14 protein-coding genes and 2 pseudogenes are annotated in these 16,728 nt (G+C 46.8%); 11 read left to right on the plus strand and 5 right to left on the minus strand.

The window, feature by feature from the left end; genetic code table 11:
* Nucleotides 1-125 precede the first annotated feature (125 nt).
* On the plus strand, nucleotides 126-1,193 hold the full coding sequence (gene rlmM, locus ACT3XD_RS07175) for a 23S rRNA (cytidine(2498)-2'-O)-methyltransferase RlmM (RefSeq protein ID WP_155826475.1): 1,068 nt from the start codon (nucleotides 126-128) through the stop codon (nucleotides 1,191-1,193).
* On the opposite strand, the gene ACT3XD_RS07180 is transcribed toward rlmM, so the two are convergent.
* Entirely contained in the window at nucleotides 1,190-1,477 is a 288-nt protein-coding gene (locus ACT3XD_RS07180) for an antibiotic biosynthesis monooxygenase family protein (RefSeq protein ID WP_192537680.1), read from the minus strand. The genes rlmM and ACT3XD_RS07180 overlap by 4 nt on opposite strands.
* Nucleotides 1,478-1,506: 29 nt before the next feature.
* On the opposite strand from ACT3XD_RS07180, the gene tusA reads away from it, so the two are divergent.
* Entirely contained in the window at nucleotides 1,507-1,758 is a 252-nt protein-coding gene (gene tusA, locus ACT3XD_RS07185) for a sulfurtransferase TusA (protein WP_192537679.1), read from the plus strand.
* 88 nt (nucleotides 1,759-1,846) lie between these two features.
* Here tusA and ACT3XD_RS07190 read toward each other — a convergent pair whose 3' ends face one another.
* The 3 genes from ACT3XD_RS07190 to ACT3XD_RS07200 all read right to left on the minus strand — a co-directional run bounded on the left by ACT3XD_RS07190 (nucleotide 1,847) and on the right by ACT3XD_RS07200 (nucleotide 5,077).
* A complete protein-coding gene (locus ACT3XD_RS07190; protein ID WP_192537678.1) occupies nucleotides 1,847-2,542 on the minus strand; it encodes a hypothetical protein in 696 nt (231 codons plus the stop codon).
* 111 nt (nucleotides 2,543-2,653) lie between these two features.
* A complete protein-coding gene (locus tag ACT3XD_RS07195) occupies nucleotides 2,654-3,655 on the minus strand; it encodes a DUF3080 family protein (RefSeq protein ID WP_192537677.1) in 1,002 nt (333 codons plus the stop codon).
* Nucleotides 3,656-3,658: 3 nt separating this feature from the next.
* Entirely contained in the window at nucleotides 3,659-5,077 is a 1,419-nt protein-coding gene (locus ACT3XD_RS07200; protein ID WP_192537676.1) for an MATE family efflux transporter, read from the minus strand.
* Nucleotides 5,078-5,192: 115 nt separating this feature from the next.
* On the opposite strand from ACT3XD_RS07200, the pseudogene ACT3XD_RS07205 reads away from it, so the two are divergent.
* The 6 genes and pseudogenes from ACT3XD_RS07205 to ACT3XD_RS07230 all read left to right on the plus strand — a co-directional run.
* Nucleotides 5,193-5,408: pseudogene (locus tag ACT3XD_RS07205) on the plus strand (elongation factor P hydroxylase); the annotation flags it as partial.
* A 76-nt stretch (nucleotides 5,409-5,484) separates the two neighbouring features.
* Nucleotides 5,485-6,915 (plus strand): site-specific integrase, encoded by a 1,431-nt coding sequence (locus tag ACT3XD_RS07210; RefSeq protein ID WP_192537675.1) that lies wholly within the window; start codon nucleotides 5,485-5,487, stop codon nucleotides 6,913-6,915.
* Nucleotides 6,908-8,878 (plus strand): hypothetical protein, encoded by a 1,971-nt coding sequence (locus ACT3XD_RS07215; protein ID WP_192537674.1) that lies wholly within the window; start codon nucleotides 6,908-6,910, stop codon nucleotides 8,876-8,878. Before ACT3XD_RS07210 ends, ACT3XD_RS07215 begins: the two co-directional genes overlap by 8 nt.
* A 2-nt stretch (nucleotides 8,879-8,880) precedes the next feature.
* Nucleotides 8,881-10,932 (plus strand): hypothetical protein, encoded by a 2,052-nt coding sequence (locus ACT3XD_RS07220; protein ID WP_192537673.1) that lies wholly within the window; start codon nucleotides 8,881-8,883, stop codon nucleotides 10,930-10,932.
* Nucleotides 10,929-11,354 (plus strand): hypothetical protein, encoded by a 426-nt coding sequence (locus tag ACT3XD_RS07225; protein ID WP_192537672.1) that lies wholly within the window; start codon nucleotides 10,929-10,931, stop codon nucleotides 11,352-11,354. Before ACT3XD_RS07220 ends, ACT3XD_RS07225 begins: the two co-directional genes overlap by 4 nt.
* Before the next feature lie 105 nt (nucleotides 11,355-11,459).
* A complete protein-coding gene (locus ACT3XD_RS07230) occupies nucleotides 11,460-11,969 on the plus strand; it encodes an elongation factor P hydroxylase (protein ID WP_318782750.1) in 510 nt (169 codons plus the stop codon).
* 109 nt (nucleotides 11,970-12,078) lie between these two features.
* Here ACT3XD_RS07230 and ACT3XD_RS07235 read toward each other — a convergent pair.
* A pseudogene (locus tag ACT3XD_RS07235) lies at nucleotides 12,079-12,308 on the minus strand (hypothetical protein); the annotation flags it as partial.
* A 209-nt stretch (nucleotides 12,309-12,517) separates the two neighbouring features.
* Between ACT3XD_RS07235 and mads1 the strand changes: the two are divergent.
* Genes mads1 through ACT3XD_RS07250 form a run of 3 tightly spaced genes read left to right on the plus strand, consistent with a single transcriptional unit; the run spans nucleotide 12,518 to nucleotide 16,722 of the window.
* Complete coding sequence (gene mads1 / locus ACT3XD_RS07240) at nucleotides 12,518-12,700, plus strand: methylation-associated defense system helix-turn-helix domain-containing protein MAD1 (RefSeq protein WP_192537671.1); 183 nt, start codon at nucleotides 12,518-12,520, stop codon at nucleotides 12,698-12,700.
* Between the two features lie 11 nt (nucleotides 12,701-12,711).
* The gene (locus tag ACT3XD_RS07245; RefSeq protein WP_192537670.1) at nucleotides 12,712-15,927 is read left to right on the plus strand and encodes a helicase-related protein; all 3,216 of its coding nucleotides are present in this window, start codon (nucleotides 12,712-12,714) and stop codon (nucleotides 15,925-15,927) included.
* Nucleotides 15,928-15,939: 12 nt separating this feature from the next.
* The gene (locus tag ACT3XD_RS07250) at nucleotides 15,940-16,722 is read left to right on the plus strand and encodes a DUF4391 domain-containing protein (protein ID WP_192537669.1); all 783 of its coding nucleotides are present in this window, start codon (nucleotides 15,940-15,942) and stop codon (nucleotides 16,720-16,722) included.
* Nucleotides 16,723-16,728 lie beyond the last annotated feature (6 nt).

The following is a 16,728-nucleotide window of genomic DNA, read 5'->3' on the forward strand; positions in this document are numbered from 1 at the left end:
ACCGGCTGGGTTTTTTGTTTGCGTGGAAGAAAATAAATCGCGCGTGTTAATGCTATGATGCGTCCCCAATGACTACATCAAACGGCTATCGCTTTTGAGTGATGGACGCAAATAGAGGTGAAGTGGTGAGTGAAACGGTACCTACGTCGTGGTTAGTCTACTGCCGTCCTGGCTTTGAACATGACGCGTTGGCTGAGATGCAGCATCATGCAGAGCTTGAGGATGTCACCTGTGAACCTGCTTACGGGGAAGGGTGGGTTAGCCTAACGCGCACCGACGATGAGCCCGTTAATGATTTACACCGCCAGGCCGCGTTTAAGAAGCTTATCTTTGCTCGCCAAAGTTTAGCCGCCTTACCGGCGCTTACTTTGTCGCGCGATGACCGGCTGACCGCTATTTTAGATCAGGTAAAAGCCAGTCGCTGGAGCTTTGAAGAAATCTGGCATGAAACGCCCGATACCAATGATGGTAAAGCATTGGCGGGGCTTATTAAGGCCCTTACTAAGCCGCTGCAAAGCATGCTGAAAAAACGCGGCGCGCTACGCGGCAAGGCGGGTGGACGTCGGCTACATATCTTCTGGACCGATGGTGATCGTGTTCAGCTGGGTATGAGTTTCCCCGGTAATCGCAGTGAGCTGCTTAACGGTATTCGCCGGTTGCGCTTTCCAACGCGTGCGCCAAGTCGCTCTACGCTTAAGCTTGAAGAGGCATGGCACGAATTTATTCCCCGTGAAGAGTGGGATGAGCGCCTGGGCGATCATATGCAGGCTGCCGATTTGGGCGCTGCACCGGGTGGCTGGACATGGCAGTTGGTACAGCGCGGTATGTATGTATATGCCATCGATAACGGCCCGATGGATAAGCAACTGATGGCCACCGGTCAGATTGATCATCTAAAAGAAGATGGCTTTACGTGGGAGCCGCCTCAGCGTCTGGACTGGTTGGTGTGCGACATCGTCGATAAGCCTGTGCGCGTGCTCGCCATGGTGGAGCGCTGGCTAACACGCAAATGGTGCCGTGAGGCCATTTTCAATCTGAAGCTGCCCATGAAAAAGCGTTGGGATGAAGTAAACCGCTGCCTGTCAAAGCTAGACGATGCTCTGGAAAGTGCCGGCGTCCGTGCGACGGTTACCTGCCGGCATCTTTATCACGACAGAGAAGAAGTGACTGTGCACGTAAGGCTAGCCCATTAGTAGCCCGCTTCGTAGATACGGACGGTCTCGTCTTCTGTTAAGAGCGGTAAGATATTCTGCATGGCAGTGGCGCGTGCTTCACTGGCGTGCCATTCTTTCCAGGCGCGTAAGTCGCGCCACTTGGTAATCATCAAACGACGATCGGAATGGCCTTGTTGTACCAGCGTTTCGCCGCTGACAAAGCCCCTAACGCCAAGAGAGACACGCATGGCTTCTCGTGCTGCGTGCTCATACTCATCTTCCAGGCCGGGCATAATACGCCGTTCGATGATAACTTTAATCATGCTATCTACTTCCTAAACCGAGGATATGAATGGCTGACAATATCGAAGCCTCACCCCATCATGACACGCTGCTGGACACTACCGGTCTGTATTGCCCTGAGCCGATTATGCTGATGCATAACAAGGTAAGAGACATGGGTTCAGGACAAATACTCAAGGTCGTTGCAACCGATCCGGCTACTACGCGCGATGTCCCCAAATTTTGCCAGTTTTTAGGTCATGAACTGGTGCAGAGCAGTGAGACAACTGATAACTATATTTACTTTATACGTTTAGCTTAATGATGTGCAGCCTGTGCGAGGCAAGAATCGACTAATGGCGAATAACCTCGCACGGCTCCTTACTCGATATGTCTGTCAAACAGACGGTTTACTCCTCAGGAATCACCATCATCGCTAACGCTTCAAGGGTCGCAGGATCTTCTTCAAGAATGCGGTTGGCGATGTGGCGTTGAAAAAAATATACGCTTTGGTGGTGGGCGCGGGCGCAATAAAGGCAGTTATCGCCCAATAGAATTGGCGTCATCGTCGCCTTTTGCTCATCGGCTAATAAGGCATCAACGGAACCGTCGCTGTATAAGCGCCACCCATAAACAGGCTTTATATGCCATGGAGCATTGGGGTGATTCATACATAGGGCATGGGTGCCCAACGTATCGGGGAGTTGCTGGATAAGCGTGACTTCTCCAGACGCCTCATACTCAAAGTAATCCGCGGCAGCCGTCAGCTCATAATATTTATGATCAGGAGGGGAATCGAAGATCTCTTCCGTTTCAGGGTCACGATAGCCAATAAAATAGCCGTTTTCCTGACTATTGACCTCTTGGCAGGCGGTGAGCGTTTCCATCCATGGCACTAATCCCACGACATTGCCATCTTCTCTTAACCCCCAGGCTAAGATAGGCATGCCATAAAAGGCATCGGGACTTCCCGCGAGTTGATAGACCATTTCCAAGCCATCTAACTCGGGAGCCAAACGAACCAAGCTTTTTTGCGCCTGCTGACGCTGACGCGCGGTAGCCAGGTCAATGACCTGGGCAGAGCGGGGTGACTGGGATACGCCCATGATGTCCCTCCTTGTGCTGCGTGGTCACGACATTGACAAACAATAAGATGCTTACCGCATAGTTCACCAATAGCACAGGTTGACCGCTAGGTTAAGAGGAAATCGAATAATTTAATCGTTTACGCACACGGGGTGCTTATCTCTAAGCATTTGATGTTGTTCTCTGGCCTTAAGGTACTGCTGCCAGGGAGTCTGGGGATGGCTAAGCGAGAGCCACTGAGCCTGATAAGACTTTATAGCGTCGGGTGGCTCGACAGGCTGGCTGGTGATGAGTGTATTAATAGCCGTTAGCCATTGTCGAGCGCTGTCTTCAAAGCTGTCGAGCGTTTGCATGTCGTCCCACGGCGTTAAGCACGTAGCATTGGTTGACTCATGTTGAATTAAAAACTGGTTAGCATCTTGTAAGCTTTGCGCGGCCAGCAACAGCGTGCGCAAAATTTCGGCGGTCAAAGAACGCTCTTGCAAATGCTTGAGATGGTTTTCAAGCCGAGAGGAGTCCTGCTGCCAGGCTTGGCTAAACTGGCTATCTACCATCTGCTGTAAATAATCAACCGCAGCAAACTGCTGATCAAAGTTGGGAAGGCCGCTAATCACCAGTGGATGGCTGGCCCGTGAAAAGCTATTTATCCACTCCTCAGAATCAAAAATTGCGTTCCAACTCACGGCGGGCAGCTGAGCTGTTTTGAGGAGGGTCAGCTGCTCAAGGCGCTCTCTATCTTTTTCACCTAAGTGATCAGGAATATCGCTTTCCCAGCATGCATCTAGACGTTGCCATAGCTCGCGTTCATATAACCAGTGCTGGCTTGGCGGCGCCACACGGCCTAGCTGATTATTACGCGCGGCAATGAGAGAGGTGATCTGGCACTCGCGCAGTGCGTAGATGTTTAACATGCCATCACGGGTTTCTGCGACCGGAATCAACCGCTCCCGGCGTTCAGGAAACGCGCCGATATTGGGTATTTCCGTGCGTTCAATTACTTTAGAGGATAGGTCTTTGGCAAGCTGCTGATGATAGGCTATCCATGGCTGCTCGGCGTCATTGCCCTGACAGCCTGCCAGCAGCAGGCTTACCCATAGCGCCAGCCAATACCGAGTCCTCATCCAGTGAGGCATGATTTACTCCTGTCGACTAATCCATTTTAAACGCCAGCCGAGTAGAACCGTTGCGGTACTTAACCCGGCAATCAAACCGATCCAGTACCCGTGAACCCCGAGCGGTTCAGACACACCGTTGATGCCATGTGCACCCAGCCAGTGGCCGCCGCCTAGGCCCACAATCCAATAGGAAAGCACCGTGATGACCATGACGATACGGGTATCTTTATAACCCCGTAGCGCGCCTGCAAGGTTCACCTGCAGGGAGTCCGACAGCTGGAAGATAACCGCTAACGCCACGATGGAAAGCGCGAGTGCCTGTATCTCTGAGTTCGAGGTATACAAGGCAATCACCGGCTTTGCCGTTACCCACAAAAAGAGGCTGTTGAAGGCCGCAATGAGCACGCTTACCACAACGCCATTCCACGCGACCTGGCGCGCCAGAGACGGGCGATGCCTGCCCAGTGTATTACCCACGCGCACTGTTAGCGCCATGCTCAGCGACAGCGGCAACATAAACAGGATAGAGGTGTAGCTTAGCGCGATTTGGTGAGCCCCTACGGTTACCTCTCCTAAGCTTGCGACAAATAGGGCGATTAAGGTGAAAAGAGTCACCTCAACAAAAATGGCCACGCCAATCGGCATGCCCACAAAGATAAGCTCTTTAATGCCTGCCAACTGAGGAGGAGTAAAGCGATGCCATAGCGACACGTTTTTATAAGCACGTCCACGGCGGGTATACAGCAGCATGGTGAACATCATGGTCCACATGGAGATTGCAGTCGCGATACCGCAGCCAAAGGCGCCCATCGCCGGAATTTGCTGCAGGCTATCAGGCACGCCGCTGCCCAGCAGGTCAACCAGTCCATCGCCGCCGTAAATCAGCAAATAGTTAGCTGGAATATTTACAAGCAGGCCAATAACACTGATCCACAGCGATGGCCGCGTATGGTTCATGCCATCCGAAAAAGCACGTAACGCCTGAAAAAGCGCGATGCCGGGCATGCCAAAGGCCACAGCGGAAAGGTAGGCCGCTGAATCCTGCGCGACTTGAGCTGGTACATCCATTAGTTCGAAAATGGGCATGACGCTGGTTCTAAGCAGAATCGCAGCGATAATGCCCAGTACTAAAGCCACCCATAATCCCTGATGCACCGCCGGGCGAATGGCATCGTTGCGCTGCCCGCCAAGGTGATACGCCACAATCGGCGTAAGCCCCATGAGCGTACCCGTCATGAATAGCATCAACGGTGCCCATAAGCTTGTACCCACGGATACCGCCGCCAGCGACGTAGCATTAAAGCGTCCCGTCATCATGACATCGACTACCCCCATGCCCGCCTGGGCAAGCTGCGCGCCACAAATGGGCAGCGCCAAGGCAATCAAGGCACGAGTTTCGGGCCAATAAGTGGTTTTGATGTCGTTAGCAAAGCGGGCCAAGGAAAGGCTCTCCATCAGTAAAGTAAGCTATAAAACGCCGCTAGATTAGCAGGACTCGCTGGTTTTTGCCGTTTAGACTTCAGCCTACCTAACGAGGGCCGTTATACTAGGCAAAATGGGCTTAAATAACGAGGATATTGTGGTTCACACACATGACAAGTGGTTGCTTGAAGACATTACGGCACTCTTTAATGGCATTTTCATGCCGCGCTACCAAACCCGGTTAGTGCGCGGTAAGGATGAACCCCTTTATCGGCCTGCTGATGAACAAACGCCTTATCATCAAATCATCTTTGCACGGGGATTTTACGCCAGCGCACTGCATGAAATCCAGGCAACTCTTTAAAGGTTGACGTGCTAAGAAACTCATGTTCGTATGGTGTACATCTTGATGGGACGCCATGGACATGAAAGCCACCCTCAATAAATTATTCAGGTCAAAAGCTAGGGTCATTCATTTAAGTCATTTTCATAAAGGCCGATTGGTGTGGTCAAGGGGGGAAGGTGACAGTGAATATGAATACCACTTTTCTTGTTTAGAGGGTGTCGGCTATTTTCCTAAAATGCCGGTTATTCTTCAGTCTGATGGGTTACCTTGGGATATAGGAAACGCTTATTTGCTAGGACAGCTTGAAAAGCCTAGTCTCTCGAATATGAAAACGCTCACCGCTCGAGCGACTCATTTGAAATACTACCTGCAATATCTCGAAGACACTGGGCAACACTTTCTTGATTTGCCCAAGAAATACTATGAGCGTGCGCCGCAAAAATTCAGCGTATTTATGAAACAGGCTCTAAATGATCATGAATTCAGCGCTGAACATATCAATAATATTCTTTCCACCGTTGCTCATTTTTACACAAACATTCGTTATGAGTCGCTTGTGGCAGAGGTTAGTCTGGAGAATGAGCCATTCACTCCCATCAGAAAGACAGTTTTGACGACCAATCGTGTGGGTTTGGTTCGCAGTATTCAGACTGTAACGAATGACCTCCGAATTAAGAGTAGCAGACGTCCGGTTCCTCAACTAGGGAAGCTCAGAGATGGTGGCAGTCTGCGCCCTTTAACGCCAGAAGAGCAGAAGGTTATTGGCGAAGGATTTAGAAAAAATTACGCATCTATAGAGCTTCAATTAATGATTCGAGTTGCTCTAGAAACAGGTGCTAGACAACAAACTGTATGTACATTGAGTATTGGATGCATTAAGCGTGCATTTGAAGAGCTAGATGCATCCCCTTCTATGGATAATGTTATTATAAATACGGGGCAACGATACAAAGCAGATACGAAGGGAGGGCGACTTAATAGGCTAATTTTTCGACGCAAACTTATTAATGATTTAATAACGTATATTTATTGTGAGCGTGCAGAAAAGAGGCAAAGTCGACAGAATAGTTTTTATTTTGAAACAGATGAAAATTATGTTTTTTTAACCCGTGATGGTAATCCATATTTAACAGCTCAGCGAGAAATTCAGGATCGCCAAGACCCGATGGCTGCATGGAATATTAATGTGCCGTTGATGGTTCCCAAGAACGGTCAGTCGCTTAGAAATGAGTTGAAAAGATTTATTGCACGTATCCAAAAAGATGAGCCAGGTTTTAACAGTTTCTCTTTTCATGACCTCAGAGCTACGATGGGCATGAACGTTGTACGGGCGTTGAGGGGAAAAGGTTACCCTGATTCTAAGATATTTGACCATGTCAGGCAGCGTTTAAATCATAGTGATATTAAAACTACAGAATTGTATTTGAATTTCGATGCAGAGCTATCTGAGTTTAATGACATCCAAGAGGAGTTTGGCTCGATAATTTATTCGGAGGGCAGTGATGAGTAAGCTATTCACCGCTCGACCTACAATCGAAGTGGACCCTCGAAATCCACCTGAGCTTTATGCGCCCCAGGCTGTTGTTGTGAAAGGGGTTAGAGCTGATGGTTTATTCTATAAGGTAGATATTGGCAGGATCTGTTATTTAGAACGAGATGAAGACTCCGGGTATTCGTCCGGGGGTAAACACCACTCGTTTGGATTGGTTAGTACTGATTCTCTATCATCAGAGAGAGTATCTTGGCTAAGGAATTATTTGGATTGTGCTTTTCGCAAGGGGTGGCGTGATGAAACCTTGCGTGGAAGGTTGCATTATATTCGATATTTTTTTCAGTTTTGCGATTTTAATGAGGGAGCGAAGCCAACTACGCTATCTGATTTGGTGAATGAATATAAACGTTATCATATGACTCTTGACCAACGAGCGCGTATGGGTGGAGCGTCAGCATTAGGGATAACAGCATTAAATGGGCGTTTAAATTCTGCTAGAAGCTTTATTCAGTGGGGAGGGCAGCTGTCGAGTAATGAAATCCTTAAATACATTCCTAAGCATCGGTATAGAAAATCCAAGATAGAACCAGAAGCTAGAACTATCAATCTTAAAGATGGGCAGGATTACTTGCGTGCATGTGCTGTCTACTTTAGTCAATTTTCTGATGCTATTCTAGGTAATAAATACCCTATTCGAGTGACGCCACCAAACACTACTGACAATGACCTTTATTGGCATTCGCCAAGAGGGAGTACTTTAAAAAGTTTACCTAATTGTTTTGATGTAAATGGCAATCCACTACCTAAGAAAGAAGTTGAGCATATAATCTCCAAGAATTTCAAAAGCAAAAGTATTGGTCAGGGAAAAAGGGGGTTCTATGAAAGGACTCTGGTTTTCAATAGAGATGAATGGAGAGGAGGAAAACTAACATTCCAAAAGGTTTATGCCTACAATTTGAGTGTTTTTTGTTTTTTTCAAGTTTTTCTAGGCTTTACAGCGGCGAATATTCAAACTGCTCTTGATCTAAAAATATCAGATATCGATTTAAGTGTGATTGGTTCTGGCTCATTCGCAAGAAAGCATAAGTTTCGTGCAGGCAGGTCCGTAGAATTTTCTTCTTCAAGTAAACTGAAGAAAGAATTTCTAAGATACCTAAAGCTAAGAGAATGGGTTGAAAGTTTAGAGCTTTTTAGTAATGTCGATGATTACCTGTTTGTGAAAATCGGCGAGGACCAGTCTTTAAAACGTTTGGAAAGAGGTAGTGGTACTTGGCTTATAAGGCAGTCACCGCTGTTTAGAAATATATCAATGGTTTCGTCAAGAGATGTAAGGCAGCTATCCGGTGAGTATTTTATTAGAAAATCAAAAGGTAAAGTTTCCTTAGTGGCGAAAAAGTTAAATAATTCGATTGCTACAATTGCAAAGTCTTACACATCTGTTGATTTAGAATCTCAGGCTATTGAGATGAATGGATTTCATGAAGAGGTGAGCTATAAAGTTAGGATGTTTAATCGGGAAACAGCAGAACCTATTTCGGTAAAATTCGCGAATGATTGTAGAGCTGAAAGAATAGCTACTGGATCTTGCTCTAACTTGAGTGGACACACACCGTTAAGGCGAGAAGGTTTTAATGCTGAAGCTCCAGAGCCTGCTTGTGGAACGTTTGAAAGCTGCCTTTTTTGTGAATATTTTGCGATTCATCTGGATTTTGAAGATATCCATAAAATTTTAAGCCTTCGGGAGGCGTTGCGTATAACCTCATTGATTAGAAATGATCCGGAGCATTTTGAAGCCGTTGTACAACCAGCGCTTTTCAGAATTGAAGAGATTGTAGCATTTGTTTCAGAAAAGAACAGATTCTCGAAAGAAGTGCTTTGCAAAGCGGAGGAGGAGGTTGAAATGGGCAAGTATAATGTGCACTGGGACAGGCAGATAAAAGCCCTATCAGCCCGATACAATGAGTTGTTGATAGAGAGTTAATTATGAAACATTTAATGTCGCGAGACTCCACTGCTAGGGAGGTAGTTCCGCCTAAGGAAGTGCTAAGTCCAACACTCGATGACGAAATGGTAGTTACCATTTCCAAGGAGGGAAGTCCTCTTTCGAGGTTTAAAGATGATATTTGGGATTACAGTGCAACAAGCACGTCAATGAAAACAATAAATTTTAGGACGAAAGTTGAAAGTGTTCTCTCCGATAAGGGGGAGAATAAGTTCGAAAATGAAACCCTCTCCAATGCAGTTAAGTTCCTTAAAACTATTGCAGTTCATTGGGTTGGTGTCGTCGGCGGATGCTCAATGTCAAAGCTTAATGGCGATTTGGTGGCAATGGCAAATTTGATTAGTTATTGTGTTGTTAACGGTGTTCAGTTTAAAAAAATATTTTCCACACCCAATGCAATTGAATTTTTGATTAGACGTGGATCATCAGACAAGCAGATAGGGATCTTGCTTGCAAAAGTTCAACGTTTCACAGATACAGCGGTTGCACTCGGTAACAGTTGGTTTTGGAGAGAATTGACACCATCTGTGGAGTTTTTAAATAGGCTGAAAAGATTTAGACAGCAGTTCCCGGAGACAGGAGATACATTTCAGACGCTTCTTATACCATCGAAAATTTATCAAAACTTACTAAAGAGTACGATTGAGGATTTAGATCTATTTGTTGAAAAAAAAGATGCTATAAATTTTCTTTTTCAGATGCGCACTCTTGCTAGAGACAAGGCAGTTAGTCTGGATAGAAAGCTTGGAGCTAGCCCACTTACAAGTAATCAAGCCGCTCGAGTAAGAGTTCAGTGGAATAAATTGGCTCGAGATGATGGGAGGGTGGCCGCCGCTCTTAAAGAGCTTTGTGATGTGGGAATTTCAAAAAGTGAAAGCTGGGCAGGTATCACAGAGAATTTAGGTCGGTGGCAATTTCGGTGCGCAATTTTGATTGCTGCTTTTACTGGAATGCGGAAGGGGGAGTTATTGTCTATACCGCTAAATGGACTAAAAACTCTGAGTACCGATAGTGGGGATATTCCAGTTTTTTGGTCGTCGACAACAAAACTCGAGGATAGCGGGGTACCTCGTTTTACGAAATGGGTTACTAGTTCGGTAGTCGAATCTGCATTTGAAGTAGCCAGGATTATTACTAATGGTGCTCTATCTTGGTCTGATGACAGAGCCGTAGTAGATGCAAATGAACAAGATATACCTTTGTTCTTATCAGTTGAGTATGGGAAAAAAGGAAAACCTCATCCCCGGTTTCGTTATACAGCAACTTCATTTAATGGAGGTTGTGCATTTGGAGATATGTACAAAGACGAGCGTCAGATTACTAATGAAGATGTAGAGGAAATCAGTTGGTTTTTGTATGGTGAGAACGTACCAAACTGCATTCGCGTGGGTAAAACATGGCCTTTAACGTTCCACCAGTTTAGGCGATCAATGGCGGTTTATGCAGCTGCGAGTGGGCGGGTATCTTATCCAGTTTTAAAGGCTCAGCTTAAGCACATTAGCATGATCATGACTGCATATTATTCCAACTGCAGCTCGAGAGCTATTAACATACTGGGGAACGGGCTTGAAGTTAAAGGTTTACGTGCCGAGTGGGCTGAGGCGAAGGCACGTGCTGAAGCAGATGACCTCTTCCATTTATTAGAAAATGGTCTGCCATTGGCTGGTAGTGCAGGAAAAAAGCTAAGATCGCAACAAGCCAAGAGGGAATTACCTAGATTTTTAGAGAGCCGTAAGACAACAAAGCAGGCTGTCAAGAATGGAAAGATTCGTTATCGCCCTACCTTGGTAGGTGGATGTATGTCGGTGAAACCCTGTAATAAAGGTGCTGGCGTTTTGGCTTCTGCATGTGTTAGTTGTGAAGATGCGGTGTTCTTACCAGGATCGAAGATCGCCCTAGAGCAAACGAAGGAGTTTTACGAGATGCAGCTGGCAGGAGACATTCCCAAGCGTGCCCGACAAGAGTATGAGCTAAATGTTAGGAAAATTAATATTTTCTTGCAGAATTTGATTGAATCCACGGAGGTCTCGTGAGGTCTCGCAGCGAAGCAGAACAACAATATTGGGATGCCCTTGAACGATTAATAAGTGGAAAAACTGAGGTTGTTGATACAAGGTCGACTCGGTTTAAGTTCACTAAAGATGCTATTGGTCGTGAGGCTGGGCGAGGTAAAGGATATGTGCGTTATGAACGTTATCCATTGCTTTGTGATGCTATAGAAAAAGCTGAAGCTGCTCGTAAAAGAAGTGGTTTTGAAGCCCCTAGTGCTGCCGATAAAATTAAAAAGCAAAAAGAACTCAAGAACAAAGCTAGAGATGAATATAATCAGCTCAAGAAAGAGTATGATCTTTTAATGACCGAATATTTGAACGTCGTTCGGCGTAATTTTGAGCTTGAGACTGGTTTGATTGATGATGATAAATTTAAGCCTTTTCGAATGGTAAATAAGATATAGACGATAGTGCCGCTGAGCTTTCGGTTAGAACTTGAAGCTTTATTGATCGTGTTATAAGTAATTTGGTTGTTATTTTACAAGCGTGTTGTGATTAGGAGTTCATGGGTGGTTATTAGTGATGATGAGTGCTGCCAGTATTTGATTGACGCATTTGCAGATATTTTCCCCGACCTGAAAATAATAGGGGGTGCAGATGAGCCGTTTTATGTAGCCCCTAAAGAAAATGCATATGCAATAATTTATTATAGGAGCAACTACCCGAGAAGCTTGCTGCATGAGGTTTCGCATTATTGCTTAGCGGGTGATAGACGGCGAAGAATAGATGATTTCGGTTTTTGGTATTCTCCATGCGGAAGAGCTGCGGAAGAGCAGTCACGATTCGAGATCGTTGAGGCTAGGCCCCAAGGATTAGAGAAGGCCATGTGCGAAATTGTAGGTTTAAGATTCTCGCCAAGTTTGGATGACTTTTCAGGGAGTCCCCCGTCGGAAGACTTCCTGAAAAACGTAGATGTGGCATATCGAGAGATGATGACAAATCCGCCTCCTACCGCAAAAAAAGCTTTATTTGAACTAAAAAAATATGCAAATGCTAATGGTCCGCTAATGCTTGCCTGAAATTGATTCTCAACATTATATTATTCCGTTTCGTTGGGATGAAATCTTTCTCGGACACGGCATAGGGTCACCTCTTTGATGTTGTACCCTTGGTGGGGGCATTGGGTGTTTAGATGACGAGATCTGATCTTTCCCAGTATTGGTAGACACCGGCTTTAACGATCATTCGAGCCTCGAAGGCTTGAGGGCTGATCATCCTGGTGGTCGGCGCTGCCGGTTATAATCTAGTTCAATGCATTTGAATACCTGCCGTCGCATGGCCTCTTTCCCATGGATCGCATCGACCTTGAGGCTATGAAAAGGGCTCTCGGCACAGGCATTGTCATAGCAGTGGGCCTTGCGCTGGGGGCGTCGCGCTTGATCGGGTGTCGTCCTCATCCTGTCTTCCTGATGGCTGCACTATAGCTCGTGCAGCTCTGGAGAGGGGATTTCATCTCGCTTACAGTAGCTGACTGCAGGTTAGTGCCGTCACACTTCACGTCGGCTGTTTGGTTGCAATTATCCTAATTTTTCTCATATTCTCTAAATTCTCTAAGGCGAGGGAAACAATGGCTGAACAAATATTGACCATCAAGGAAGTCGCTGACTTCCTCAAGCTGACGGAGAAGACGGCCTATAGGTTGGCAGCTGAGGGAAAGTTGCCAGGGTTTAAAGTAGGAGGGAGTTGGCGCTTCAAGCAATCCGATATCGATAGCTGGATTGAAGGAAGTAAAGCCTGTCAAAAGAAATAGGGAAGCAGACTATGTTGTTGGATAACAAGAATAGCGGCTATGTGGGAACGGAGCTAAAGGCTCAGGCCTATGAAGGGTCGAAGTTGTCCGTGCTGTCTGCGTTATTCACGCTTTATGGTTTTTCCTCCCTCAAGAAAGAATTTCCAAAATTATCGGACGTTCGGTTATTGCTGACTGACTGGCCGCATTCGAGCCTGCAATCTCTTATAGGCTCGGAAAATGAATTACGGCTTACCAACAAGCTCGATCAGAAGCGTATTGCCCAGGAGTGCGTCAAGTGGCTATCCGGCAAGGTTGAAGTCAAAGCGTCTAATGGCCTGAATCAGAGCAACCAAAACCTATTTCATATACAGAATACCGATGAGCCGGATTTTGCGGTGCATGGTAGTGCCACGCTCAGTCCCGCTGGTCTAGGCGAAGTACAGTCCGACCGCTTTCAAATGAATACAGGTATTAGCGATCCTGGAACAAGCCAGCAGCTTATAGGCTGGTTCAATTCGATCTGGGATGACAAAACGGCGGTAAAAGACATCAAAGCCGATTTGATCCGGCAACTGGATTTCATCGCGGCAGATCAGCCAGCAGATTTCATATATTTTTTGACGCTCTACAACATCTTCAAGGATTTCCTGGAAGACATTGATGAAGAAAACATCATCAAAACCAAAACTGGATTCAAAGACACGACTGTCTGGAACAAGCTTTACAAGTTCCAGAAAGATGGTGTGCTGGGGGCCATCGACAAACTTGAAAAGCACAACGGCTGCATCATCGCCGATAGTGTCGGCCTTGGTAAGACTTTTGAAGCCCTTGCCGTTATCAAATACTACGAGCTTCGCAATGACCGTGTACTGGTGCTTTGTCCGAAGAAACTGCGTGATAACTGGACTATGTACACCATCAATGACAAGCGGAACCTGCTTGCCAGTGACCGGTTTAACTATGATGTACTGAATCACACTGATCTCAGCCGCATAAAAGGCTATTCAGGGGAAATCAATCTTGAAACCCTAAACTGGAGTAACTATGACCTTATCGTCATCGATGAGTCCCATAACTTCAGGAATAACCCGAATAAGGCCGAAGGGAAAACCCGCTATGAGCGGCTGCTTGACGACATCATTCGGTCAGGCGTCAAAACCAAAGTCCTGATGCTGTCGGCCACGCCGGTAAATAACCGGATGAATGATCTTAAGAATCAGATCGCGTTCATCACCGAAGGCCAGGACGACGCCTTTCAGGGTGTCGGGATCAAGAACATCGAAAGCACGTTGCGGCTTGCCCAGCGGCAGTTCAACTCGTGGCTCAATGAGCCTGTGGAAAACCGCACGACAGCCACCTTGCTGGACAGCATGAGCTTTGATTACTTCAAGCTACTGGATGTCGTCACGATTGCCCGCTCGCGTAAGCACATCGAGAAATACTACGGCACATCCGACATCGGGAAATTCCCGACGCGGCTGAAGCCGGTCAATATCTATGCGGATATCGACCTGTCCAATGAGTTCCCGCCACTGAAAGAGGTCAACAAGACCATCCGGCGGCTATCGCTGGCCGGTTACTCGCCCCTTAAGTTTGTTCGTAACGACAAGAAGGAAGAGTATGCGCGCCGTTACGATAAGGCTGTAGGCGCGGGTAAGGGCGTCTTCAAACAAATCGACCGTGAAGAAAGCCTGATCCACTTGATGCGGGTAAACCTGTTGAAGCGCATGGAAAGCTCGATCCATTCTTTCTCCCTGACCGTTGAAAAGCTTCTCGTCCAGGTCGATGCGCTGCTCGGCAAGCTCAATGAGCATGAGCAAGGTGATGTTGATGCCCTGAACATCGAAGATATTCAGGACATCGAAATGGACAGTCCTGAGTTCGAGCCATTCCTGATCGGCAATAAAACCAAAGTGCTGTTGCAGGACATGGATCTCATCCGCTTTAGGCAAGAGCTCGAAGCGGATCATCTATTGCTCGAAAGCATCCTTGAACACGCCAAGCAGGTGACGGCAGATAGGGATGCCAAATTAGAGCAACTCAAAACGACCATTGCCCGAAAGGTGGAGAATCCGCTAAATCTCGGCAACAAGAAAGTCATCATCTTTACCGCCTTTGCGGATACTGCACAGTACCTATACACCCATCTTTTCGGTTGGGCGTCGAAAGAGCTTGGTATCCACAGCGCATTGATAACGGGTACAGGAACAAACAAGGCGACACTCGGCGGGCTTGGGTCGGACCTGAACAACCTTCTGACGGCCTTCTCGCCGGTATCAAAGGAACGTGCCAAAGTTGACCCTGATGCGACTCAGGAAATCGACCTGCTGATCGCAACGGACTGTATCAGTGAAGGCCAGAACCTTCAGGATTGCGACAGCCTTATAAACTACGACATTCACTGGAACCCCGTCCGGATTATCCAGCGTTTTGGCCGTGTTGACCGGCTGGGATCAAAGAACACCCAAATCCAGCTTATCAACTTCTGGCCGAATATGGAGCTGGATGAGTATATCAACTTGGAGGCCAGGGTCTCAGGGCGCATGGTGCTGCTTGATATTTCCGCCACCGGTGAAGAGAACGTCATTGACGAAAATGCCAAAGAGATGAACGATCTTGAGTACCGCCGCAAACAATTGCAACAGCTCAAGGATACGGTAGTCGATCTGGAGGACATGACGGGCGGTGTCTCTATCACCGACTTGACGCTTAACGATTTCCGCATGGATTTGTCGGATTACCTTAAGACTGAAAAGCAGAACCTGGAAGAAGCCCCCCTTGGGATGTTTGCCGCGATAAAGCTAGATGAAGTGTTGAAAACGGATGGCCTTGAGCCCGGTGTCGTCTTCTGCCTGAAGAACATCAGGACAGGTCGCGAAGCCGTCCAGGTGGATGATAACTATCCGCTATCACCGTATTTCCTCGTCTATGTTACCGATGATGCAGACATCCGGCTTAATTTTACACAAAGTAAAAAAGTTCTGGATTTGATGAAGCGTCAGGCCTTTATGGCCCATGGTGTAGATAAAGTTGCAGCGCAAGAGCTCAACGCGGTCACAAAGAACGGTTCCGACATGGAGCATTATCAGCACCTGCTGGCCGTAGCCGTGGATAGCATTGCCGGTAAGAGCGAAGAAAAAGGCGTTCAAAGCCTGTTTGCTAAAGGCGGAACAGTGCTGACCGCCACCAGTAGTCAGGGAATAGAAGACTTTGCGGTCGTTTCCTATCTCGTCCTTCTCGATTAGTCAGGGTAAGAAATGGATATTTATAACCTCGAAGATTTTCTAGGCGGCTTGCAGGTTCCGGCGTCTTGCCAGCTAAATAAGCCGGTTTACAAAAAGATGTTCCTTGATATGGGGGTACTGGACGCAACCGATAAAGTCTGTCTGAAGGATGATGTTAGCAAAATTCGTTGGCTGTATACCTTCAAGCCCGGCACGATCAACATTCCGGCCTACAGGGATTCCGACCGTGAATATGAAGAGGTGGCGATTCTTCTGGTCGAGTTGACTAGCCGTACAAGAATGAAGCGTATAGCCGGTTTTATCCAGCGCTCAATTCCGTATCCTCTCGTGTTGATATTTTCCACCGGTTTCGAAGGGCAAGACTATCTTTCTATTAGTCTTACCGATAAGCGCATAAACCAGGCTGACAAGGAAAAATGGGTTATTGAAGATACCATTTGCACGGACTGTATAAACCTTAAAGAACAAACAGATGAAGAGACTGCTTTTCTAAAGAGTCTATCTATCAACAACCTTTCTTTTAAGAATTTTTGGGAATTCTACAAATCATTTACCGAGCGTGTTATAGCCATAAACTGTGCCGAACATAGTGGCTCGTTCATATTGGATGATGTTGGAAAAACGGGGTCGGTTGATCGACTTGGAAAGCTTAAAGAGCTGGAACGGCTTGAGTTTAAAAAAGCGGAACTCGCCAATAAGCTGAAGAAAGAAAAGCAGATGGGGCGTCAGGTAGAGCTGAACACAAAGATTAAACAGATTAAAGACCAGGTATCCGCCATCAAGGGCTGTCTTTAATTGAAC

Source organism: Halomonas sp. AOP7-B1-5, from assembly GCF_052353045.1.
Taxonomy (GTDB): Bacteria; Pseudomonadota; Gammaproteobacteria; order Pseudomonadales; family Halomonadaceae; genus Vreelandella; species Vreelandella colorata.